This window comes from Pseudomonas sp. SHLD1 (genome assembly GCF_028640935.1).
GTDB classification, from domain to species: domain Bacteria; phylum Pseudomonadota; class Gammaproteobacteria; order Pseudomonadales; family Pseudomonadaceae; genus Chryseomonas; species Chryseomonas aestiva.
This window is the reverse complement of sequence record NZ_JAQZAD010000035.1, coordinates 445,254-466,872: the sequence shown is the minus strand read 5'-3', so window position 1 is coordinate 466,872 and position 21,619 is coordinate 445,254. Positions and strand designations below refer to the sequence as shown.

General features: G+C 68.8%; 19 protein-coding genes and 2 pseudogenes. 13 read left to right on the top strand and 8 right to left on the bottom strand.

Going from position 1 to position 21,619, the window contains the following annotated elements:
* The coding region (locus tag PVZ77_RS25900) for a methyl-accepting chemotaxis protein (protein ID WP_273808864.1) at positions 1 to 445 on the top strand (445 nt) is incomplete at its 5' end.
* A gap of 117 nt (positions 446 to 562) precedes the next feature.
* Here the strand turns inward: PVZ77_RS25900 and PVZ77_RS25895 are convergent.
* Positions 563 to 1,432 (bottom strand): LysR substrate-binding domain-containing protein, encoded by an 870-nt coding sequence (locus PVZ77_RS25895; protein ID WP_273808863.1) that lies wholly within the window; start codon positions 1,430 to 1,432, stop codon positions 563 to 565.
* 128 nt (positions 1,433 to 1,560) lie between these two features.
* On the opposite strand from PVZ77_RS25895, the pseudogene PVZ77_RS25890 reads away from it, so the two are divergent.
* Positions 1,561 to 2,214 (top strand): annotated as a pseudogene (locus PVZ77_RS25890) (DUF998 domain-containing protein).
* Between the two features lie 31 nt (positions 2,215 to 2,245).
* On the opposite strand, the gene PVZ77_RS25885 reads toward PVZ77_RS25890, so the two are convergent.
* The 5 genes from PVZ77_RS25885 to PVZ77_RS25865 all read right to left on the bottom strand — a co-directional run bounded on the left by PVZ77_RS25885 (position 2,246) and on the right by PVZ77_RS25865 (position 5,079).
* The gene (locus PVZ77_RS25885; protein ID WP_273808862.1) at positions 2,246 to 2,857 is read right to left on the bottom strand and encodes an ATP-dependent Clp protease proteolytic subunit; all 612 of its coding nucleotides are present in this window, start codon (positions 2,855 to 2,857) and stop codon (positions 2,246 to 2,248) included.
* A 191-nt stretch (positions 2,858 to 3,048) separates the two neighbouring features.
* Positions 3,049 to 3,405: a YajD family HNH nuclease gene (locus tag PVZ77_RS25880; RefSeq protein WP_183630973.1), complete on the bottom strand. Its 357-nt coding sequence runs from the start codon at positions 3,403 to 3,405 to the stop codon at positions 3,049 to 3,051.
* Between the two features lie 154 nt (positions 3,406 to 3,559).
* Positions 3,560 to 3,991 carry a carboxymuconolactone decarboxylase family protein gene (locus tag PVZ77_RS25875; protein ID WP_208694488.1) on the bottom strand — a complete coding sequence of 144 codons (432 nt, stop codon included), beginning with the start codon at positions 3,989 to 3,991 and terminating at the stop codon, positions 3,560 to 3,562.
* A gap of 3 nt (positions 3,992 to 3,994) precedes the next feature.
* Positions 3,995 to 4,633, bottom strand: a complete 639-nt coding sequence (locus tag PVZ77_RS25870; protein ID WP_273808861.1) for an FMN-dependent NADH-azoreductase — start codon at positions 4,631 to 4,633, stop codon at positions 3,995 to 3,997.
* Positions 4,630 to 5,079 carry a GNAT family N-acetyltransferase gene (locus PVZ77_RS25865; RefSeq protein ID WP_273808860.1) on the bottom strand — a complete coding sequence of 150 codons (450 nt, stop codon included), beginning with the start codon at positions 5,077 to 5,079 and terminating at the stop codon, positions 4,630 to 4,632. The genes PVZ77_RS25870 and PVZ77_RS25865 overlap by 4 nt, the downstream gene beginning before the upstream one ends.
* A gap of 86 nt (positions 5,080 to 5,165) precedes the next feature.
* Here PVZ77_RS25865 and pdxR point away from each other — a divergent pair, with 86 nt between their 5' ends.
* The 8 genes and pseudogenes from pdxR (at position 5,166) to PVZ77_RS25830 (ending at position 16,840) form a co-directional block, all read left to right on the top strand.
* Positions 5,166 to 6,566 (top strand): MocR-like pyridoxine biosynthesis transcription factor PdxR, encoded by a 1,401-nt coding sequence (pdxR, locus tag PVZ77_RS25860; protein WP_273808859.1) that lies wholly within the window; start codon positions 5,166 to 5,168, stop codon positions 6,564 to 6,566.
* 349 nt (positions 6,567 to 6,915) lie between these two features.
* Positions 6,916 to 7,689 (top strand): annotated as a pseudogene (locus PVZ77_RS26285) (CHASE3 domain-containing protein); the annotation flags it as partial.
* Entirely contained in the window at positions 7,684 to 8,547 is an 864-nt protein-coding gene (locus PVZ77_RS26280) for a methyl-accepting chemotaxis protein (RefSeq protein ID WP_443218132.1), read from the top strand. The pseudogene PVZ77_RS26285 and the gene PVZ77_RS26280, both read left to right, overlap by 6 nt.
* 129 nt (positions 8,548 to 8,676) lie before the next feature.
* Positions 8,677 to 9,870 carry a DUF2252 domain-containing protein gene (locus PVZ77_RS25850; RefSeq protein WP_273808857.1) on the top strand — a complete coding sequence of 398 codons (1,194 nt, stop codon included), beginning with the start codon at positions 8,677 to 8,679 and terminating at the stop codon, positions 9,868 to 9,870.
* 229 nt (positions 9,871 to 10,099) lie between these two features.
* Positions 10,100 to 10,615, top strand: a complete 516-nt coding sequence (locus PVZ77_RS25845; RefSeq protein WP_273808856.1) for a sigma-70 family RNA polymerase sigma factor — start codon at positions 10,100 to 10,102, stop codon at positions 10,613 to 10,615.
* A complete protein-coding gene (locus tag PVZ77_RS25840; protein WP_273808855.1) occupies positions 10,612 to 11,565 on the top strand; it encodes a FecR domain-containing protein in 954 nt (317 codons plus the stop codon). The genes PVZ77_RS25845 and PVZ77_RS25840 overlap by 4 nt, the downstream gene beginning before the upstream one ends.
* 134 nt (positions 11,566 to 11,699) lie before the next feature.
* Complete coding sequence (locus PVZ77_RS25835) at positions 11,700 to 14,096, top strand: TonB-dependent siderophore receptor (RefSeq protein ID WP_273808854.1); 2,397 nt, start codon at positions 11,700 to 11,702, stop codon at positions 14,094 to 14,096.
* A 131-nt stretch (positions 14,097 to 14,227) separates the two neighbouring features.
* On the top strand, positions 14,228 to 16,840 hold the full coding sequence (locus PVZ77_RS25830) for an excinuclease ABC subunit UvrA (protein ID WP_273808853.1): 2,613 nt from the start codon (positions 14,228 to 14,230) through the stop codon (positions 16,838 to 16,840).
* Here the strand turns inward: PVZ77_RS25830 and PVZ77_RS25825 are convergent.
* Positions 16,837 to 18,027, bottom strand: coding sequence for an MFS transporter (locus PVZ77_RS25825; protein ID WP_273808852.1), 1,191 nt, complete (start codon positions 18,025 to 18,027; stop codon positions 16,837 to 16,839). The genes PVZ77_RS25830 and PVZ77_RS25825 overlap by 4 nt on opposite strands.
* A gap of 146 nt (positions 18,028 to 18,173) precedes the next feature.
* Between PVZ77_RS25825 and cobF the strand changes: the two genes are divergently transcribed.
* The gene (cobF, locus tag PVZ77_RS25820) at positions 18,174 to 18,935 is read left to right on the top strand and encodes a precorrin-6A synthase (deacetylating) (protein ID WP_273808851.1); all 762 of its coding nucleotides are present in this window, start codon (positions 18,174 to 18,176) and stop codon (positions 18,933 to 18,935) included.
* On the opposite strand, the gene PVZ77_RS25815 is transcribed toward cobF, so the two are convergent.
* Positions 18,902 to 19,447: a GNAT family N-acetyltransferase gene (locus PVZ77_RS25815; protein WP_273808850.1), complete on the bottom strand. Its 546-nt coding sequence runs from the start codon at positions 19,445 to 19,447 to the stop codon at positions 18,902 to 18,904. The two genes, cobF and PVZ77_RS25815, sit on opposite strands and share 34 nt — an antisense overlap.
* Positions 19,448 to 19,550: 103 nt before the next feature.
* On the opposite strand from PVZ77_RS25815, the gene PVZ77_RS25810 reads away from it, so the two are divergent.
* A complete protein-coding gene (locus PVZ77_RS25810; protein WP_273808849.1) occupies positions 19,551 to 19,958 on the top strand; it encodes a hypothetical protein in 408 nt (135 codons plus the stop codon).
* An 89-nt stretch (positions 19,959 to 20,047) separates the two neighbouring features.
* A complete protein-coding gene (locus tag PVZ77_RS25805; protein WP_273808848.1) occupies positions 20,048 to 21,421 on the top strand; it encodes a PepSY-associated TM helix domain-containing protein in 1,374 nt (457 codons plus the stop codon).
* The last annotated feature ends 198 nt before the right edge of the window (positions 21,422 to 21,619 follow it).

Below are 21,619 nucleotides of genomic sequence, written 5' to 3'. Positions count from 1 at the left end.
CGAAGCCGCCCGCGCCGGCGAGGCGGGACGCGGCTTCGCCGTGGTCGCCGACGAGGTCCGCGGCCTGGCCCAGCGCACCCGCTCCTCGACGGACGAGATCGCTCAGCTCATCACCGGTCTGCACCAGAGCACCGACCGCATGGGCACGGTGCTCGACCACAATGTGCAATTGACCGAGAGCAGCGTCGGCCTGTCGCGCGAGGCGGGCGAGATGCTCAAGCGCATCACCCGCTCGGTGAAGGACATCGAGTCGATGAACGAACAGATCGCCTGCGCCGCCGAGCAGCAGAGTTCGGCTGGCGAAGAGATCAGTCGCAATGTCACCAACGTCCGCGACATCTCCGACCAGACCGCCGCCGCCAGCGAAGAGACGGCTTCCTCGAGCATGGAACTGGCCCGCATCGGCGTACGCCTGCAGGAGATGACGGCGCGCTTCAAGGTGTGAGTCGGGCGCCTGCCCTCACCCCGACCCTCTCCCCCAGGGAGAGGGGGCGCACCCGGTAGGCCCCGGCGTAGGGTGGAAAACGGCCCAGCCTTTTCCACCATCACGCATCAACTTCCCCTACTCCAGGCTGGCCTCTTCCAGCAGCCACCGCTCGAAAAGTGCCAGCGCCGGATCCATGGCCTCCGCGGGACGGGTCACCAGCACATAGCGCTCACGCAATTCCGGCATGACCGGCCAGGGCGCCAGGAGGCGGCCCGTGGCCAGGTCTTCCTCGATGTAGCGCTGGGGCACCAGGGCCATGCCGAAACCGGCCTTGGCGGCCTCGATCAACAGCGAATAGCGATCATAGGTGGGGCCAGCCGTCGGGGCGCCCAGGGATAGCCCTGCAAGTGCGGCATAGCGGGTCCAGCTGTGCGGGCTCTCCCGCTTGTGCAACAGCGGCAGGCTGCCGGGAGGCTGGTCAGCCAGACGGGGATGGCAGACCGCCACCAGTTGCGCCTCGAACAGCCGTTGCACCCTCAGGCTCTGCCAGCTCGGATGCTCGTAGTTGATCGCCGCATGCAGGCCGCTGTCTTCCAGGGCAAAGGGCTGCGTCCGCTCGCGGAGGTTGACCTCGATGTCCGGATGGCGCTCGCGGAAGCGCGCCAGCAGGGGAATCAGCCAGCGACCGGCCAGGGTCGGGATAACGCCGATTTCCAGTGCCGTGGCACCGCAGGCCTGGGCGATCAGTTGCTGGGTATGGCGCTCGATGTCGGCCAAGGCCGTGCGCATATGAGCGGCATAGCCGGCGCCGGCGGCGGAAAGCTCGACGCGATTACCGACCCGATTGAACAACCGGACGCCCAGAGCCGCCTCCAGCTTGGCGATCTGCCGGCTGATGGCACCCTCGCTCAGTGCCAGCTCCTGCGCGGCCTTGGCGAAGCTGAAATGGCGGGCGGCCGCTTCCAGGGCCACCAGCGCCGTGGTGCTCGGCAAGCGTCTGGTCATCAGCGGTCATCCTTGGCAGCAGGACGGCACAGGATGACGCCTGGGCAAGCTGCCTTGCAAAAAAATCGGTAACGCTCGCCGCCGGCGTCTCCTAGCATGAGCGGATCTCAAGACCAAGGAAGCGAGCCATGCTGACGAGGACGTCCACCTTGAGCAGGACCGACCGGGTTCTGCTGGGCCTGGGCCTGGTGATTCCTGTCTGGTTGGCGATCGGTGTAGCACTGACCGCCCTGGCCTATCCCGGCTATAGCCATATGGACCATGCCTTGAGTCGGCTGGGTGCAGTCGATGCGCCCACCCAGGGCTTTTCCGCCTGGATCAACAACGTTCCGCTCGGTGTGCTCTTCGTGCTGGTCGGCCTGGGGCTGGTCCGTCGTTTTCGCGGATCGCGCCTGGCCTGCCTGAGCGCGGCCCTGATCCTGCTGCATGGCCTGGCAAGCTGCGCCACCGGGCTTTTTCCGTGCGACCAGGGCTGCGCCCCGGTGCAGCCGTCGCGCTCGCAAGCGCTGCACAACCTGGCGGGCCTGGTGATGTTCCTGTCGCTGACCCTCGCCAGCGCACTCTGAGGCTGGCTCGGCAGGCGCCTGCTGGCCTCGCCGGGGTTTGCCTTCTTCTCGATCTTCTGTACCGGGCTGGCGCTGGTCACCGCGGGCCTGATGGCCGGAGCGGTCACCGACGGCCAGGGCTTCGGCCTGTACCAGCGCCTCAACTATGCCGCAGGCGTCTGCTGGCTCGCCGCCCTCACCTGGCAGGCCAGGCGTAGACCCACCCACCGAGCCTGAGCGACCAGCCTCCCGGGCGGGGCCGCTGCCGTCAGCGCCCCCCGCCGTCGCTGACAAGGTAGGTGGCCCGGTCGGTCCCTCGCGGCAGCTGGTCCGCGGTCCGGGTGATCAGGCCTATATCCTTGGCGGCGTCGTAGCCCAGGCGCCGTCTGTTGCTCTCGGAGGACAGCAGGGTCGTGAGCTCCTCCGGGGTCAGCTTGAGACAGCCCTTGTAGATCTCGCGGAACTTGAGGTTCTCACGCTCGACGTCCTCGAACGCCTGCTTGGCCTGGTCCGGCTTCATGTAGCCGTTGACGGCGATGGCCGCCGCGGCCGGATGCAGGAGAAAGCTGGAAAGTGGCGCGGCATAACGATCTTCGGCCGCACAGTAGATCAGGGTGGCGGATGAATCCGTCGCGGCGGCGTCGATGGTATTGATGTGCAGCGGATAGTGGCGGATGAACTCGTAGGCGACATAGCCCGCCTCCATGCTGCCTCCAGGGCTGTTGAGGTAGAGATTGACGTTCTTGGTGGCCGGATACTTGAGGGCGATGTCGCTCAGGGCAGCCAGCAGGGAGCTGACCGAGCGATCGTTGATACCGCTGTTGAAGTACACCGACGCGGTGTCGGCACTGGCACCGCCTTCTCCGCGGATGACGGTCATCTCGGCGGAGGCCTCCGTCAGGCAGCCTGCGGTCAGCAAGGCCAAGGCCCCGGCGGACATTCGCTTCGCAACGTTCGAACGTCTCATCCCTGCTCGCTCCCAGGTCGGCAACCAGCCAAAGACCTGAAACGCTAGAGCGTGAGACTTAAGATCGGCTTAAGGCAGGGCGACCTGTCCTGATCGCCGCGCACTCAGTCCTTTTTCAGCAGCCCGGCCAGCCCGGCGAAGGGGTTGTGGGTGGCCTGGGCCACCTTGGGCGAGCTGAGGGAGCTGTCGCTGAAGTACTGCTGATCGGTGTAGCGGCTGTGCTCGTTGTCGTGGCAGTACAGGCAGAGCAATTCCCAGTTGGAGCCGTCCTGGGGATTGTTGTCGTGGTTGTGGTCACGATGGTGCACGGTCAGTTCGCTCAGGCGCTTGCCGGCGAACTCGCGGGCGCAGCGACCGCAGACGTGGGGATACATCTTCAACGCCTTGTCACGATAGCCGCGTTCGCGCTCGCGCTGGGTCTCGGCGAGGATTCGATCCAGCTTCGAGGTATCGGTAGCCATGCTGCACCTGGGTAGTCGGGTAGAAAGGCGCAGTATAGCCCGGGCCCGGCCTGGCCGGTGAACGCCCCTCACGGGCTCCGACTGCCGAGGCCCCCCGCCTGCCGGGAAGGCAGCGAAGAGCTGAAATCGTCCTTCGCTGCGGCCTGCCTTCGCCTCAGAGGCGCATCCCCACTGCCAGCCGGTTGAAGGCATTCATCAGCGCCACCGCGAAGGTCAGGTCGGCGATCTCCGCGTCGCTGAACTGGGCCCTGAGCGGTTCGTAGACCGCGTCGGGGGCGCCCTTCTCGGCGACAGCGGTCAGGGTCTCGGCCCACTCCAGGGCAGCGCGCTCGCGGGCATCGAAGAGGTTGCTGATGCGCCAGCCGGCCAGACGATCCAGCTTGGCCTGGCTGACGCCCTGCTCGCGCAGGGTTTCGGCGTGCTTGCCCAGGCAGAAGGCGCAGCCATTGATCTGGGAGATGCGCAGATAGATCAGCTCCACCAGCTCCAGGCCCAGCGAACTCTGCGCCAGGGCCTGGCCCGTGGCGATCAGGCCCTGGTAGGCGGCGGGCGAGAGGGTGGAAAACGGCAGTCGTAGTTGGCTCATGGCTTACTCCAGGGTAGTGGTCAGAGGGTTGGCGAGCGGGCGGAAGGGCAGCTCGCGGGAAAGTTGCTCGCGGGCGGCCGCCAGGGTGTCGGCCACGTCGGCCGGGGTGCCGACCAGGCCTTCCAGATAGATGAAGTGCAGGTCGAACAGCCCGAGCGTGCCCAGGGCATGGCGCAGGTAGGCGGTGAGGAAGTCCGGCTGCCGCGCATGGGGGCCGCGGTGATGACCACCCGAGCCGACCAGCAGGTAGACCGGCCGGTCGGCCAGCAGCCCGCGCTTGCCCGCGGCGGCGGACGCGAAGGTGCGACCGATGCGCAGCACATAGTCGAGCCACAGCTTGAGCGCCGCGGGCAGGGTGAAGTTGTGCAGCGGCGTATTGATCAGCAGCAGGTCGCTTGCCTCCAGTTCGCCAATGAGGGCTTCGGACAGGGTGAATGCCGGTGCCTGCGGTGGCGTGCGCCGGGTCAGGGCCTCGGCATAGTCGGCGCTCAGCGGCGGCAGCGGCATGGCGGCCAGATCCCGCTCCAGTATCGCCAGGCCAGGCCAGCTCGGCCTCAGCGCGGCCAGGAGTTCACCGGCCAGCCGATAGCCCTGGGAGGTGGCAGGACGTGGGCTGGCGTTGACATGGAGGACGGTCATCATGGCGTCACCTCCGCCGTCAGCCGCTCGGCGAAATGCAGGCCGCGGGCGAGCAGGCCCTGGCGGAAATAGAAGCGCTGGGCCAGTGGCATGTGCAGACCGGTATCCAGGATCAGGTGGGAGCAGCCGCGATCAAGGGCTTCGCTGCGGACCGCCGCCAGCAACCGTCCACCCAGGCCGTCGCGCTGACGGGCCGGCTGCACCACCAGATCATCGACATAGAGGAAGCGGCCGTAGAGCAGATTCTCCAGCTCGCGATAACCGGCCAGGCCGACCACCTCGCCCTCCTCCAGGGCGGCCAGCAGCCGGTAGCCCTGGGCCGCCTGGCGCTGGAGCTGCGCCTGGTAACGTTCGGCGTCGTCCAGGTGCGGGCGCAGTATCCGCATCAGCGTCAGGCTGGCCAGGCACAGCGGATGATCGGGTGGCAAGGGCTGGAAGGTCAGGGGCATGACGGCTGTCTCCTGGAAAGATGACCCCACTCTAGACAGCCGATGGCCTAGGCTATAGAGCCAAGAAAGACATAAACGACCAGGCCATGACCCTCATTGCTGCCCTCGACAGTCGCCTCGCCCTGCCGCTCTACCGGCAGCTCTATCAGCGCTTTCGCCTGGCGCTGGACGAAGGTCGTCTGCAGCCCGGCGATCGGGTTCCAGCAGTGCGCGCCTTGGCCGCCGAGCTGAACGTGGCCCGAGGCACGGTGGAGATGGCCTACCAGCAGCTGATCGCCGAAGGCTTTCTGCTGCCGCGCGGTCCGGCCGGGACCATCGTCTCGCCCCAGTGGAGTCGCCCGACCGCCCCGCCACCGGCCGTACCCTCCTCACCGGACGCCGCGGCGATCCATGCCGGCGGCGCGCCGCTGCCGCTGCAGCTGGGCCTGCCGGCGCTGGACGCCTTTCCGCGCAAAGGCTGGACGCGCCTGGCCGCGCGGCAATTGCGCAGTCAGGGCCTGGAAGGACTGGTCTATCCCGATGCCCGGGGTGACGCCGGTTTGCGCGCCGCCATCGCCACCTACCTGGGCCTGTCCCGCGGGATCGCCTGTCGTCCGGAGCAGGTGTTCGTCTGCGCGGGCTATCGCGCCTGCCTGGACCTGGTCGTCCAGACGCTGCTGGCACCCGGCGACGCCTGCTGGTTCGAGGAGCCCGGCTATTTCATCGCCCGCCAGGCGCTGCAGGGTGCCGGCCTGGCACTGGTGCCGGTGCCCGTGGACGAGGCGGGACTGGACGTCGCCGCCGGTCTCGCCCGGGCGCCGGGCGCCCGGTGCGCCCTGGTCACCCCCAGTCACCAGAGTCCGCTGGGCGTCGCCCTCGCCCTGCCTCGGCGGCTGGCGCTGCTGAACTGGGCGATGCGGCAGAACACCTGGATCATCGAGGACGACTACGACAGCGAATACCGCTACCAGGGCAAGCCGCTGCCCGCGCTCAAGAGCCTGGATGACGGCGGGCGGGTGCTCTACACCGGGACCTTCAGCAAGGTGCTGTTTCCCGGTCTGCGCCTCGCCTACCTGGTGGTGCCGCCCGCGCAGGTCGCTGCCTTCGGCCACAGCGCCGACCGGCTGCACAACCACACGCCCCTGCTGCTGCAGGCCACGGTGGCGAGCTTTCTGGAAGAGGGGCATTTCGCCCGCCACCTCAACCGTATGCGCAGTCTCTACCGCCAGCGTCGCCAGTGGCTGGCCGAGGCGCTGGCGAACAGCCTGGGCGACGCGCTGCGGATCGACCTGCAGGCCGGCGGGCTGCACCTGCTGGCGCGCCTGCCGCAGGGCGATGATCGCCGCTGGGCGGATGCCGCCCGGGCCGACGGCCTGGGGGTCCAGGCCCTGTCGCGCTGGTATCTGGAAGCGCCCCAGGCCCAGGGGCTGCTGCTGGGGTTCACCAATGTCGCCAGCGCGGCGGAGGCCGGCGAACTGGCTCGCCGGCTGGCCCGCCTGGAACGCTGACGACACGTTCTTCGCGCCTGTCCTTCGCGGTGGGCCGTCCTCCAGCGCCGCTCCGAATCGCGAAAATGTTTACTGCGTCACACAAAACTTTTCCAGGGGCGGCCGCTCAAAGACCAGGCTCGGAGGCTCTAGCCTGCCGTTCTCGTGCGGGATACCGGCCTTTTTCGGCCTGCATTCCGGCTTGGCGCGGCGCGACTGGAGTCATCCGCGGTATCGGCACTATCAGGAGCCACGCGTCCCCACCGTCGACGCAGGACACGGATCAGTCGCGTTTCCCTCCGCTAGCTCGCTGTACCCCAAACGTTGCCCCCTGGGCGTGAGTCGACAACCTGGCGCGTGAGGCCTTCCCATGCTGCAACAGCTGACCATCGCGAACAAACTCAGACTCGGCTTCGGTGCCATTCTGGTCATCATCCTGGCGCTGATCCTGGCGGCCTGGCAGGGCTTCAATCAGGTCAACCAGGCTGTCCGGCAGAACATCCACTCCTACCACGTCCTGCAGGATTCGGATGCGGCCTTGCTGGCGCTGGTCAACATGGAAACCGGCATGCGCGGTTTCGCCCTGACCGGCAAGGAGGAATTTCTCGATCCCCTGAACAAGGGCGAGCAGCAGTTCGCCGAGCAGTTGCAGGAGCTCACCCAACTCACCCGCGACAACCCGGAGCAGCAGGCCGCCCTGGCACAGCTGGGCCAGGCCAAGCAGCAATGGAACAATGAGTCCGTGCAGCAGATCCTGGCAATGCGCCGGCAGGTCAATGCCGGTACCCAGCCACTGGATGCCCTGACCGCGCGCATCGCGACCGCCCAGGACAAGGGCAGGATGGATGGCATGCGCGAGTTGCTGGCACAGCTCAAGACCCGCGAGAATCGCCTGCTGGACGGCCGCACCCAGTCGATGGACGACGCCAAGCAGCAGGCGATGGCGATCCTGATCAGTGGCGGCCTGCTCGCTACCCTGCTGGCGCTGGGCATCGCCTGGTCGCTGACGCGCACCATCGTGGGCCGGCTGGCCCAGACCGTCGCCGTCGCCCGCACCATCGCCGCCGGCCAGCTGGATTCGCCGATTCCCGCTGGCGGGCGCGACGAACTGGGCCAGTTGCTGACCGCCTTCGCCCAGATGCAGGACAAGCTGCGCGGCATGATCCAGGGGATCAAGCAGGGCACCGATCACCTGGTCGCCGCGTCCCACAGTATCTCGGCCAATTCCCAGCAGCTGTCCGCCGCCGCCCAGGAACAGTCCAGCGCCGCCTCCAGCATGGCGGCTACCGTGGAAGAGCTGACCGTCAGCATTAACCATGTCTCGGACAATGCCGGGGAGGCCCATGACCTCTCCAGCCAGTCGGGCCGGCTGGCCCAGGATGGCGGCCAGACCATCCAGGCCTCGGTGGACAGCATGAGATCCATCGCCGGTACCGTGCAGTCCTCGGCCACCCGCATCGGCGAACTGGGCGAGCATTCCGAGCGGGTGTCCTCCATCGTCAGCGTGATCCAGGGCATCGCCGACCAGACCAACCTGCTGGCGCTGAATGCCGCCATCGAGGCGGCGCGGGCCGGCGAACAGGGCCGCGGCTTCGCCGTGGTGGCCGACGAGGTGCGCCAGCTGGCACAACGCACCACCAATTCCACCCAGGAGATCGCCGCCATGATCGAGAAGATCCAGGCGGCGACCCAGGCGGCCATGAGCGACATGGAGGTGGGCGTCCGCCAGGTCAATGGCGGGGTCGACCTGGCCAACCGGGCGGGTGAGGCGGTGGTCAGCATCAACACCGCCTCGGACAAGGTGGTGCGGGTGGTCAACCAGATCTCCCTGGCCCTGCGCGAGCAGACCGCCGCCAGCCACGACGTCGCCCGTACCGTGGAGCGTCTGGCGCAGATGGCCCAGCGGAACAGCGAAGCCATCGGCGAGACGGTGCAGACCGCGGTGTCCCTGGACGCCCTGGCCAACGACCTGAATCGCCAGATCAGCCAGTTCCGCTGCTAGCGCCAGGCCTCCCCGCGGCCCGTCTCCCGCGATCCCGGCACCTGGCCGGGATCGACTTGCCGAAACACCTCGCAACATTCATCCAGCGCAACGGTCACAAAGGCGTCTCCCTCAAGGCCTGCGCCCTGCATGAAAACCCCGCGTCCCGTCGATCGTCTCCCCTGCCTCAACCAGCTGCGCAATCTGAAAATGGCCCGCTCCGCCCACGCCTATGTGCGTGGCAGCACGGTGCAGTTCTACGAGTGGCTGCACAGCCAGCCCGGCCGCAACCTGCCCAATGGGCCGGCGGTATGGATCTGCGGCGACTGCCATGCCGGCAACCTGGGCCCTACCGGCGACCTGCACGGTTCCACCGACGTCAACATCCGCGACCTGGACCAGACCGTGGTCGGCAATCCGGCCCATGACCTGGTGCGCCTGGCGCTGTCGCTGGCCACAGCAGCGCGCGGCTCCGACCTGCCGGGGGTGACCACGGCGCGGATGCTCGAAGAGATGATGCGCGGCTACGAGATAGCCTTCGAGGACGATCTCGAACGCGAGGTGCCGCGGCCGGCCCAGGTCAAGGCCGGGATGCGCAGCGCGGTGCAACGCACCTGGAAGCACCTGGCCCGCGAACGCATGGAAAACACCCGGCCCAAGTTGCCGCTGGGCAAGCACTTCTGGCAGCTGAGCAAGGCCGAGCGCCAGGCCATCGCCGAGTTGTGCGAGACACCGGGCATCCATGCCCTGGTGACCTCGCTCAAGGGCCGCAGCCACGAGAGCCGCGTCGAACTGCTCGACAGCGCCTACTGGGTCAAGGGCTGCAGCTCCCTGGGCCTGCGCCGCTACGCTGTGCTACTGGGCGTGGACGACGGCGACGACCAGGACTACTGCCTGATCGACGTCAAGCAGGCGGTGGCCGCCGCCGCGCCGCGCGTGGCCCATGCCACCATGCCCCGCGACAACGGCAAGCGCGTGGTGGAAGGTGCACGCCAGCTCTCCCCGGCCCTGGGCAATCGCATGCTGGCGGTGCGCCTGCTGGATCACTCCTTCTTCATCCGCGAATTGCTGCCCCAGGATCTCAAGCTGGAACTGGACGAGCTCAGCGCCCGCGAAGCCATGAGCGCCGCGGCCTACCTGGCCCGGGTGGTCGGCCGCGCCCACGCCCGGCAGATCGACCTGGCCACCCGCGTGGAGTGGATGAGCGATCTGCAACGCAATCGCACCCGCACCCTGGATGCCCCCTCCTGGCTGTGGAGCAGCGTGGTGCAACTGGTGGGCGCCCACGAGATGGGCTACCTGGCCCACTGCCGCGCCTATGCCCTGGAGCATGCGCAGGACTGAGGCCGCGAAACCGGCTCGGGGCTAACCGCCTCGGGCCGCGCTTCTCGCTCCCGCCTCTTCCCCTCCGGCCTGCCCGGCCCAATCCGGAAGCGGCAGGCGGTACCCACCTGGCCCTCGGCCACCCGCCCGCTTCGTCGATCCGCTCGATCACGCATTGTGCGACCTCCAGCCTTTAACTAAAATGAGACGCTTTATCATTTAAGACCGGCGCTCGCGCCAAGGATCTTCCATGTGCCCCGCCCTGTCCTCCGGCTCGCCCACCGTCGTCCTCGATCGGCTCTATCGCGATCATCACGGCTGGCTCAGCGGCTGGCTGCGTGGGCGGCTGGGCAACGCGCCGGATGCGGCGGACATCGCCCAGGACACCTATCTGCGCATCCTCAGCTCCGGACGGCTGCCGCTGCGTGAGGACTCGCGGCGCTATCTGGTGCAGGTGGCCAAGGGGCTGGTGATCGATCTCTGGCGACGCCAGGAGGTGGAGCGCGCCTATCGCGAAGCCATCGCCCAGCTTCCTGAGGCCCAGGTGCCTTCGCCAGAGACGCACTGGCTGATCGTCGACGCCCTGCTGCGCATTGATGCCATGCTCGACGGCTTGCCCGGCCCGGTACGGGAAGCCTTCCTGCTGGCGCAATTCCAGCGGCTCACCCTGGCCGAGATCGCCGTGCGACTGGATCTGGCGGTGATCACCGTACGTCGCTACATCCAGCGCGCCCTGGTGGCCTGCCTGGTGGCCGGCGAGGCATGAGCCAACCCGCGCCGCACCTGCTCGAAGAGGCCGCCGAATGGCTACTCGCGCTGAACTTCGACGATGCCGACGAGGCGCAGCGCCAGGCCTTCGAGCGCTGGCGAGCGCAGAGCGAGGCCCATCGCGCGGCCTGGGCACGGGCCGAGCGGGTCATGGGTACCTTCGCCAGCGTTCCGCTGGATCTCGGTCAGCAGGCGCTACGCCGCGCAGGTGACCGGGCCCTCAGCCGGCGGCGCACCCTGCGCCTGCTCAGCGCCCTGCTGGTGGGGGGCCCTGGCGGCTGGCTGGCCCTGCGCACCCTGCCACTGGATACGCTGGGCGCCGAGCTGACGACCGCCATCGGCGAGCGGCGCTCCCTGCTGCTTGCCGATGGCAGCCAATTGGTGCTGAACAGCGACTCCGCCCTGGACGTACGCTTTGACGAAGGCACCCGCCGTCTGCACCTGCGACGGGGCGAGGTACTGGTGACCACCCATGCCGATCCGGTCGTGCCGCGCCGACCCTTCGTGATCGACCTGGCACAAGGCGAGATCGAGGCCCTGGGCACCCGCTTCAGCGTGCGGTTGGAGGAGGCGCTGTGCGGGGTCGCAGTCTTCGCCCATGGCGTGGAGGTGCGTCCGCAACGGGGCACTGCCGTGCGCCTGGCCACGGGGCAACAGGCCTGGTTCGACGCCCATGGCGTGCAACGCCGCGCCCCGGTGGACGAGGATGCCAGCCTCTGGACCCGGGGCATGCTGGTGGCCCACGACCGGCCCCTGGCCGAGGTGCTGGCCGAAGTGGGCCGCTATCGCCCGGGCCTGCTGCGCTGCGACCCGGCCGTCGCCGGGCTGCGGGTGTCCGGCGCCCTGTCGCTGGACGACACCGACCAGGCGCTGCTGGCCCTGGAGCGCACCCTGCCGATCCGCATCAGCCGCCGCAGCCGCTACTGGGTCACGGTCGGCGCCCCCTGAGCCCCCACGCCGTCGCGAAAAAAACCTTGCGCGCCCTGAGCACTTTCCCGCGCTCGTCCGGGATAGCTGCAGACACCCTCATGGGGAGCGGTGGCAGCCCGCGCCTGGTGCGCTTTAGAGGACGGCAACACGACATGGCAAAGATCCACCGGCAGCAACCCGGCACCCGACGCTTCACTCCGCTGATCCTGGCCGTCGCCCTGCAGGGCGTGCCCCTGACCGGTGCCGGACTGGCCCTGCTACCCCTGCCGGCCCTGGCGGCTGCGGAGGGGCGCGACTACCGGATTCCCGCGGGCCCGCTGAACGCGGTGCTGGCGCGCTTCGCCGCCACGGCCGGCATCCAGCTGGTATTCGATCCGGCGCCGCTGGCCGGTCGCAGCAGTCCGGGGCTGCAGGGCCGCTATACCCTCGACCAGGGCTTCGAGCAGCTGCTGCGTGGCAGCGGCTATCGCTGGAGCGAACGCGGTGCCGGTATCTACGCCCTGGAAGGTGGCAGCGCCGAGGCCGCCCTCGCCATGCCCGAGACCATCATCCAGGCCAGTGCCGCAGGCGGCGGCGCCGATGTCGGCTACCGGCGCCCCGTCAGCACCAGCACCACGCGCCTGGGCTTGAGCGAACGCCAGACGCCCCAGGCGATCACCACCCTGACCCGCGACCAGGTCGAGGACTTCCGCCTGCAGAGCATCAAGGAAGCCCTGCGCGCCGCCCCGTCGGTGACCGTCGAGCAAATCGAGACCGATCGTACCCAGTTCACCTCGCGCGGCTTCGACATCAACAGCTTCCAGTACGACGGCATGGGCATGCCCTTCGTCAGCACCACGCTGGTGGGCGACCAGGACCTGGCGGAATACGAGCAGGTGGACGTCCTGCACGGGGCCAATGGCCTGATGAGCGGCACCGGCAACCCCTCGGCCGCGGTCAACTTCGTCCGCAAGCGGCCCACCGCCGAATTCCAGGCCAAGTTCGGCGCCAGCGTCGGTTCCTGGGACAACCGCCGGGTGGATGCCGATGTCTCCGGTCCTCTGACCGAGACCGGCAACGTGCGCGGACGCTTCATCTACGCCCACGACAAGGGCAATTCCTGGCTGGATCGCTATGGCCATGAAAAGAACATAGCGGCCGGTCTGGTGGCCTTCGACCTCAGCGACGCCGACACCCTGACCCTGGGTTTCTCTCAGCACAACAGCGACGCCAACGGCAGCTCCTGGGGCAACCTGCCGCTGGCCGACGCGAACGGCGATCCGCTGCACTACGGCCGTCGCAGTTCCAGCATCGGCCAGGACTGGACCTACTGGAATCTGGATACCCAGCGTGTCTTCGGTGAATTCACCCACGACTTCGGCAACGGCTGGCAGGGTACCCTCACCGCGACCGGCGTCACCGAGCGGCAGAACGCTGACATGTACTACATCTTCGGTGTCAGCGGCGACGACGCTACCGCCTTTGGCGACCACTCCGCCAGCAAGGCGCACCAGCTGATCGGCGAGGCCAGGCTGTCCGGTCCCTTCGAACTGTTCGGCCGCGACCACGAACTCACCCTGGGCGCCAGCTACGGCCGGACCCACCAGAAGTTGCGGGAAAAGATCCTCGCCGAGGACGGCTACTACCCCACCACCCTCTCCGGCTCCCTGGCCGGCGTCCCCGAGCCGTCGCTGCAATACACCGACGACAGCGGCCATACCCAGGACTTCACCGACCGCCAGAAGAGCCTCTTCGCCGGCGCCCGCTTCAACCTGATCGACGACCTGCACTGGATCGTCGGCGCGCGGATGCTCAGCGCCGATGCCAGCGGCCTGAGCTTCGGCGCCGACTACTACACCCGTGCCCATGGCGAGGTCACCCCCTACACCGGGCTGGTCTACGACCTGAGTCCGCAGTGGAGCCTTTATGCCAGCTGGACCAGGATCTTCAGTCCGCAACACAGTTTCGGCCTGGATGGCCGGCTGCTCGATCCCCTGGAGGGCAAGAGCCTGGAAGCCGGGATCAAGGGCGGCCTGTTCGACGATCGTCTGAGCCTGACCGCCGCGGTGTTCAAGACCGCGCAGCGCAACGTGGCCGCCACCTCGGTGCTCGCCGGTTCGCGCTACCTCTACGACACCACCGACTACCGCAGCCATGGCCTGGAGCTGCAGGTCTCTGGCGAGGCGCTGCCCGGCCTGGACCTGCTGGCCGGCTACACCTATGTGCGCATCGACGACGCGAACGGCGAGCGGGCGCGCAAATTCGTGCCTAGCCACAGCCTGCGTGGCCTGGCGACCTATCGCCTGCCGGGCCTGCCCCAGGCCAAGGTCGGCGCGCGGCTGAGATGGCAGAGCGGTATCGAGAACGACAACAACGGCCGCATCCACCAGAACGCCTATGCGCTGGTGGATCTGCTGGGCAGCTACGACTTCGACGAGCACTGGAGCACCCAGCTCAATCTCAACAACCTCACCGACCGCAAATACCTGCTGTCGCTGTACAACAACGCCACCAGCGGCAACTACGGTGCGCCGCGCAACGCGACGCTGTCGGTCAGCTACACCTTCTGAGCCCGCTGCAACCTTGAGCCTGGGCAACCGGACGATGAGACCTCTGTCCCGTCGTCCGGTATCACCCGGCGATCCTTTGCGCCGTGCCGCGGTCCGAGTCTGCACGCTCTCAGCCAAGGTTTCCGCCCGTCATGCCCTCCTCCCCCCGTCCCGGTTTCGTCTCCGTCCGCGGTGCCCGCGAGCACAACCTGAAGAACGTCGACGTGGACATCCCCCGCGATGCCCTGGTGGTGTTCACCGGGGTATCCGGCTCGGGCAAGTCGTCGCTGGCCTTCGGCACCCTCTATGCCGAGGCCCAGCGCCGCTACTTCGAATCGGTGGCGCCCTATGCCCGACGGCTGATCGACCAGGTGGGGGTGCCCCAGGTGGAGGCCATCGAAGGCCTGCCGCCGGCGGTGGCCCTGCAACAGCAGCGCGGCCAGCCCAACAGTCGTTCGTCCATGGGCAGCGTGACCGGGCTTTCCAGCCTGGTGCGGATGCTCTATTCCCGCGCCGGTCGCTACCCCGGCGACCAGCCGATGCTCTATGCCGAGGATTTCTCGCCCAACACGCCCCAGGGCGCCTGCCCCGAGTGCCACGGCCTGGGCCGGGTCTACGAGGTGACGGAAGCCTCCATGGTGCCGGACCCCTCGCTGACCATCCGCCAGCGCGCCATCGCCGCCTGGCCCACCGCCTGGGGCGGGCAGAATCTGCGCGATATCCTGGTCACCCTGGGCTATGACGTCGACCTCCCCTGGCGCGACCTGCCGCAAAAGCAGCGTGACTGGATCCTCTTCACCGAGGAGCAGCCCACGGTGCCGGTCTATGCCGGCCTCACCCCCGAGCAGACCCGCGCCGCGCTCAAGCGCAAGGCCGAGCCCAGCTACCAGGGCACCTACACCGGGGCGCGGCGCCATGTGCTGCACACCTTCGCCAACTCCCAGAGCGCCAAGATGAAGCAGCGCGCGGCACGCTTCATGATCGGCCAGACCTGCCCGCTGTGCCACGGTAAGCGACTGACCCGGGCGGCGCTCTCGGTGACCTTCGCCGGACTGGACATCGGCGAGCTGTCACGCCTGCCGCTGGACGACCTCACCGGGCTGCTGCGCCGGGTCGCGGCCGGTGATTTCGACGAAGCCGCGGATACCCGCGTGCTGGACGCCAAAGCCGGCAAACAGGACCGCGCCCGGCGCAAGGCCGCCGGCGGTAGCGATCACGCCAGTGCCCCGGACGTGCGCCTGACCCCCGATCTTTCCCCGGAGAAACGCCTGGCCGCCCAGCGCATGGCCAGCGAGTTGCTGGAACGGCTGCAGACCCTGACTCGCCTCGGCCTCGGTTACCTGGCGCTGGAGCGCAGCACCACCACCCTCTCCTCCGGTGAATTGCAGCGCCTGCGCCTGGCGACCCAGCTGGTGTCCCAGCTGTTCGGTGTGGTCTATGTGCTGGACGAACCTTCCGCCGGTCTGCATCCGGCCGATGGCGAGTCGCTGCTGGAAGCCCTCGACGGCCTCAAGGCCCAGGGCAACTCGCTGTTCGTGGTGGAGCACGACCTGGCCACCATGAAGCGCGCCGACTGGCTGGTGGATGTCGGTCCCGCGGCCGGCGAAGGCGGTGGTCGGGTACTCTACAGCGGCCCGCCCGCGGGTCTGGCCGAGGTCGCGGAGTCGGTGACGGCGCGCTATCTGTTCGCCGCGCCGCAACGCGAGACCCGGCCGCCCCGTGAACCCCAGGGCTGGCTGCGGCTGGCCGGGGTCACCCGCAACAATCTGCAGGGGCTGGACGCCGCCTTTCCGCTGGGCTGCCTGACGGCGGTGACCGGCGTCTCCGGTTCGGGCAAGTCCAGCCTGGTCAGCCAGGCGCTGCTGGAACTGGTGGGCGCCGAGCTGGGCCAGCGTGCCGTCGAAGACGGCGACGAAGCCCCGGAACTGGACGGCGATGCCCTGCCCGCCACCACCGGCCAGGTGGTCGATGGCCTCGGCGGCATCCGCCGGCTGGTACCGGTGGACCAGAAGCCCATCGGCCGCACCCCACGCTCCAACCTGGCCACCTACACCGGCCTGTTCGACGGGGTGCGCAAGCTCTTCGCCGCCACCCCCGAGGCGCAGGAAAGAGGCTTCGACGCCGGACGCTTCTCCTTCAACGTCGCCAAGGGCCGCTGCCCGACCTGCGAGGGCGAGGGCTTCGTCAGCGTCGAGCTCCTGTTCATGCCCAGCGTCTACGCCGCCTGTCCCACCTGCCAGGGCGCGCGCTACAACCCCGAGACCCTGGAGGTGCGCTGGCAGGGCAAGACCATCGCCGAGGTGCTGCATCTGACGGTGGACGAGGCCCTGGCCTTCTTCGCCGATGAAGTCCCGGTGGCGCGAGCGCTGCGGGTACTGGCCGACATCGGCCTGGGCTATCTGCGCCTGGGTCAGCCGGCCACGGAACTCTCCGGCGGCGAGGCCCAGCGCATCAAGCTGGCCACCGAACTGCAGCGCACCAGCCGTGGCACCACCCTCTATGTGCTGGACGAACCCACCACCGGCCTCCATCCGGCCGACGTGGAGCGCCTGATGCGCCAGTTGCACGGCCTGGTCGACGAAGGCAACACGGTGGTGCTGGTGGAGCACAACCTGCAGGTGGTGGCCGGCAGCGACTGGCTGATCGACATCGGTCCCGGCGCCGGCACGGCAGGCGGGCGCATCGTCGCCAGCGGCACTCCCCGCGCGGTGGCGGAGGATCCCGCCAGCCCCACGGCGCCCTATCTGCGGCCCTTGTTCGACTAGCCTGCCAGCGGTGCCGTGCTGCGTCGGCAGGCCGCCAGCACCAGCAGCGTCAGCGTCGCCGCCAGGGCACCGAACTGGAAGGTGGCGGCGGAGCCGAGGAAGTGCCAAAGCGCGCCGGCGATGCTGCTGGCCAGCAGCAGGGCGATGCCGCTGACCAGGTTGAACAGGCCGAAGGCGGTGCCGCGCAATTCGGCCGGGGCGGTGCGGGCGACCATGGCGGCGAGCAGGCCCTGGGTCATGCCCATGTGCAGGCCCCAGAGCAGGACGCCCAGTGCCAGGCCGGTCCAGCCGCTGCCGAAGGCCAGGGCCAGGTCGGCCAGGATCAGCACCACCAGGCCCCAGGCCAGCAGCGCGCGATGGCTGACCCGGTCGGACAGCGCCCCCAGCGGATAGGCCGACAGCGAGAACACCAGCTGCATGCCCACCATCACCAGCGGCACCAGCGCCAGGGGCACCCCCACCTGCTCGGCCTTGAGCACCAGGAAGGCCTCGCTGAAGCGCGCCAGGGTGAAGACGCCGCCGAGCAGCGCCACCTGCCAGAAGGCCGCCGGTAGCCTGCGCAGCTGACTGCGGGTGAGCGGATTGGTGCGTGCCTGGACGATGGCCGGCTTGGGCTCGTCCAGCCCGAAAACCAGCAGGGCCACGGCGATGAAGGCCGGGATCACCGCCACCCAGAACACCGCGCGAAAATCGTTGGCCCAGAGCAGCATCAGCCCCACCGCCAGCAGCGGCCCGAGAAAGGCGCCGAAGGTGTCCAGCGACTGGCGCAGGCCATAGGCGGCGCCGCGGATCTCCGGCGGCGTGACGTCGGCCACCAGGGCGTCGCGCGGCGCCCCGCGGATGCCCTTGCCGATGCGATCCATGAAGCGCGCGCCGAACACCAGGCCGGCACCGCTGGCCACGGCGAACAGCGGCTTGCTCAGGGCGCCCAGGCCATAGCCCAGCACCGCCAGGCCCTTGCGCTTGCCCAGGTAGTCGCTGATGACGCCGGAAAAGATCTTGGTGATGAGCGCGGTCGCCTCGGCCACCCCTTCGAGGATGCCGATATAGAGCACGCTCAGGCCCAGGCCGGTGGCCAGGAACAGCGGCAGCAGGCTGTGGATCATCTCCGAAGAGATATCCATGAACAGGCTCACCCCACCCAGAATCCAGACCCCGCGGGGTATCCGTCGCCAGCTCGCCGTCATCGTCACGCCCCTGTCCCCCTCGATCCTGTCCATCCCCGCCTGGCGGCAGGCAAACCGGTCGAAATTAGCATGACGATTGCCTGAGTCTCTACGGAGGAGACATCCCTCGTTACACTGGACGCTGCTCCTTCCATCGAGGCCACCCCATGAAGACCCTGCTGGTCATCGGCATCGGCGCCGGCGATCCCGACTACCTCACCCTCCAGGCCGTCGCCGCCCTCAATCGCGCCAGTACCTTCTTCCTGTTCGACAAGGGCACGGAAAAGGACAGCCTGATCCACCTGCGCGAAACCATCTGCGCCCGCCACATCCGTCAGGCGGACTATCGCTTCGTCACCGCGCCCATCCCCGAGCGCCGCCGCGAAGGCGACTATCGCCAGGCGGTGGACGACCTCAACGCCGCCAAGCAGGCGCTGATGGTGGAGATGATCGAGCACGAGCTGGCGGACGACGAATGCGGCGCCTTCCTGGTCTGGGGCGATCCGGCGCTGTACGACAGCACCCTGCGCATCCTGGCGGCGATCAGGCGCGCAGGCCGGCTCGACTTCGACTACGAGGTGATCCCCGGCATCTCCAGCGTCCAGGCGCTGGCCGCGCGCCACCGGGTGCCGCTCAATCGCATCGGCCAGGCCCTGGAGATCACCCCCGGCCGGCGCCTGGAGCGCTTCCCCGCGCACCTGGACAACCTGGTGGTGATGCTCGATTCCCACGAGGCCTATCGCCGCCTGGACGAGCCCGGCCTGCATATCTACTGGGGTGCCTACGTCGGTACGGCGGACGAGATCCTCATCGCCGGTCCGCTGCAGGAGGTAGCCGAGGAGATCCACCGGGTGCGCAGCGCCGCGCGCGAAGAACACGGCTGGATCATGGACACCTATCTGCTCTGTCGCGGCCCTGCGGACGCCTGAGCGCTATCCAGCCATCGGTCCAGATGGAGGGTCTGCCAGGGCAAGGCCGTCTCCCGCGCGACGACCCGGAAGCCCTGGTCCAGCCAGAAGGCTTCGGCCCCGGGCAGGAAGGGATGGGTGTGCAGATAGAGGCGCTGCACGGCGTCGCGCTTCGCCTGGACCAGCAGCGCCGCGAACAGCCGCCGCGCCAGGCCCTGGCGCCGCTGCCGGGCCGCCACATACAGCCGGACCACCTCCACCACCCGCTCGCCGGGATAGGCCAACTGGGCAAAGCGCCGGTCGTAGGGCCGGTAGCCGATGCTGCCGAGGGGCTCTCCGGCGGCGCCCCGGGCGATCAGCAGGCAGCCGCGCCCCGCACCATAGTGATCGGCGAAGCGCTGTAGATCCTGGGGTACGACCGTCGCCCCGCCCCGGCTACCGAACAGCTCGTGATAGCTCGCCAGCAAAAAGCTCAGCGTCTCGTCATCCGCCATGGTGAGCCGTTCGAGGGTGATGGGTGGCGCTTCGCTCATGTTCCTGTTCGTCTCTCTGGCAGCGGCAGGGGCGCGACATTTCGGCGCAGGGCCGCGCCGGCCGGGCTGTGCGCCGCCCGTGACGATGATACAGTCCCTCGCCATGAAAACCGTCCGTTCACCGCGCGCCTCGCTCGCCTGGATGCTGCTCGCCTGCATCCTGCTGAACGGACTCGTCTGCGCCCTGGGCCACGGTCAGATGCTGGCGCGCTGGACCCTGCCGGTGCAGCCGCCCCTCACCCAGGCACACGAGCACCATCACGGTCTGCACGCCCAGACCTCCCAGGGTGACATGGCCGGCATGCATGCGGGCCTGCCGGGCGGCAGCGTGACCACCCTTTCCCCTACGGATGATTGCGTCTTCGCCGCCACCCTGTTCCTCGCCACTCTGGCCGCCGTCGTGCTGCAGTGGCTGCTGCGTCCCGGCGATCCTCATCGTCCTCGCTACCAGAGCGCCCTGCCGCCGCCACCGCGCGCACGGCGCTCCACGCTCCATCCCCAGGCCCCCTGACACCCCGGCGACGAAAGACGGCTGTCCTCCTTTTTCGTAATCCCGCGCGTGGCCCCTCGCCGGCTGCGCGTCGCTCCGTGGTGAACGCTATGACTTCGCACCCCTCCGCTCCGGCCGCCAAGACGCCGGGGCCGCTGCTGCAGCTGCTGGCGCGGCTGCATTTTCTCATCGGTCTGTTCGTCGGTCCCTTCCTGCTGGTGGCCGCCGCCAGCGGCCTGATCTATGCCCTCACGCCGCAACTCGAGGCGCACCTCTATGCCGAGGCCCTGCACACCCCCGGCCGCGGCAAGCCCCTGCCGCTGGCCGAGCAGGTCCATATCGCCCAGGCCGCGGTAGGCCCCACCCTGACCCTGGGCGCGGTGCGCCCGGCCCCTGCCGAGGGCGATACCACCCGGGTGATGTTCAACGATCCGTCGCTGGGCGAGTCGACCCATCGAGCACTGTTCATCGACCCGGTCACCGGCGCCATCCGCGGCGATCTGGCGGTCTATGGCACCAGCGGCATCCTGCCGCTGCGCACCACCATCGACCAGTTCCACCGCAGCCTGCTGCTGGGCGAGCCCGGTCGTCTCTACAGCGAGCTGGCCGCCTCCTGGCTGTGGGTCGCGGCCCTCGGCGGCCTGACCCTGTGGTTGGTGCGCCGCCGCCAGCGCCGTCCGGCTCGCGGCCTGCGCGGGCTGCACGCCAGTACCGGCGTCTGGCTGCTGGGTGGCCTGCTGTTCCTCTCCGCCACCGGCCTGACCTGGTCGCGCTTTGCCGGCGACAACATCGGCGTGCTGCGCGCCCACTACGGCTGGTCCACGCCGGGCGTGAAGACCGCCCTGGGCACTGCACCCGCGCCGGCCATGGCCCATGACGAGCACGCCGATCACCATGGCGCCATGCACATGGCCATGGCGTCACCGCTGGATCCGGCCACCTTCGACCGGGTGCTGGCCAGCGCCCGCGCCGCCGGTATCGACGCTGGCAAGCTGGAGATCCGTCCGGGGCGCAGCGCCGACAAGGCCTGGACGGTCAGCGAGATCGACCGCCGCTGGCCGACCCAGGTGGATGCCGTCGCCGTCGACCCGACCAGCTTCAAGGTGGTCGATCAGGTGCGCTTCGCCCAGTACTCGCTACCGGCCAAGCTGACCCGCTGGGGCATCGATGCCCACATGGGCGTGCTGTTCGGCCTGGCCAACCAGCTGGTGCTGGCGGCCATCGCCCTCGGCCTGCTGGTGATGACCATCTGGGGCTACCTGCTCTGGTGGCGCCGCCGGCCCAGCCGCGATCCGGCGCAACCCGGCCTGATCACCCTCTGGCGCCAGCTGTCGCCGCTGCCGCGTCTGCTGGTGCCGGCGACGGCCCTGCTGCTAGGTCTGTGCCTGCCGGTGCTGGGCGGCAGCCTGCTGCTGTTCCTGCTGCTGGACACCCTGCTCGGCCTGCGCGGCCCGGCGCTGCGCACGGAGGCCGGTTCGGCTTGAGGCTGGAAGGGGTGGTTGTCGGGCTTCGCCCTGACCTAGTCGTAGCGTGGAAAACCGCGCAGCGTTTTTCACCTGTGCCCACCCCGGACGCGTGGACAAGGCTGCGCCGTTGTCCACCCTACCCGCACGTAGCCACGCGGCCATACCAAACCACCCCCTCTCCCCTTGGGAGAGGGCTGGGGTGAGGGCCCGCCCAAC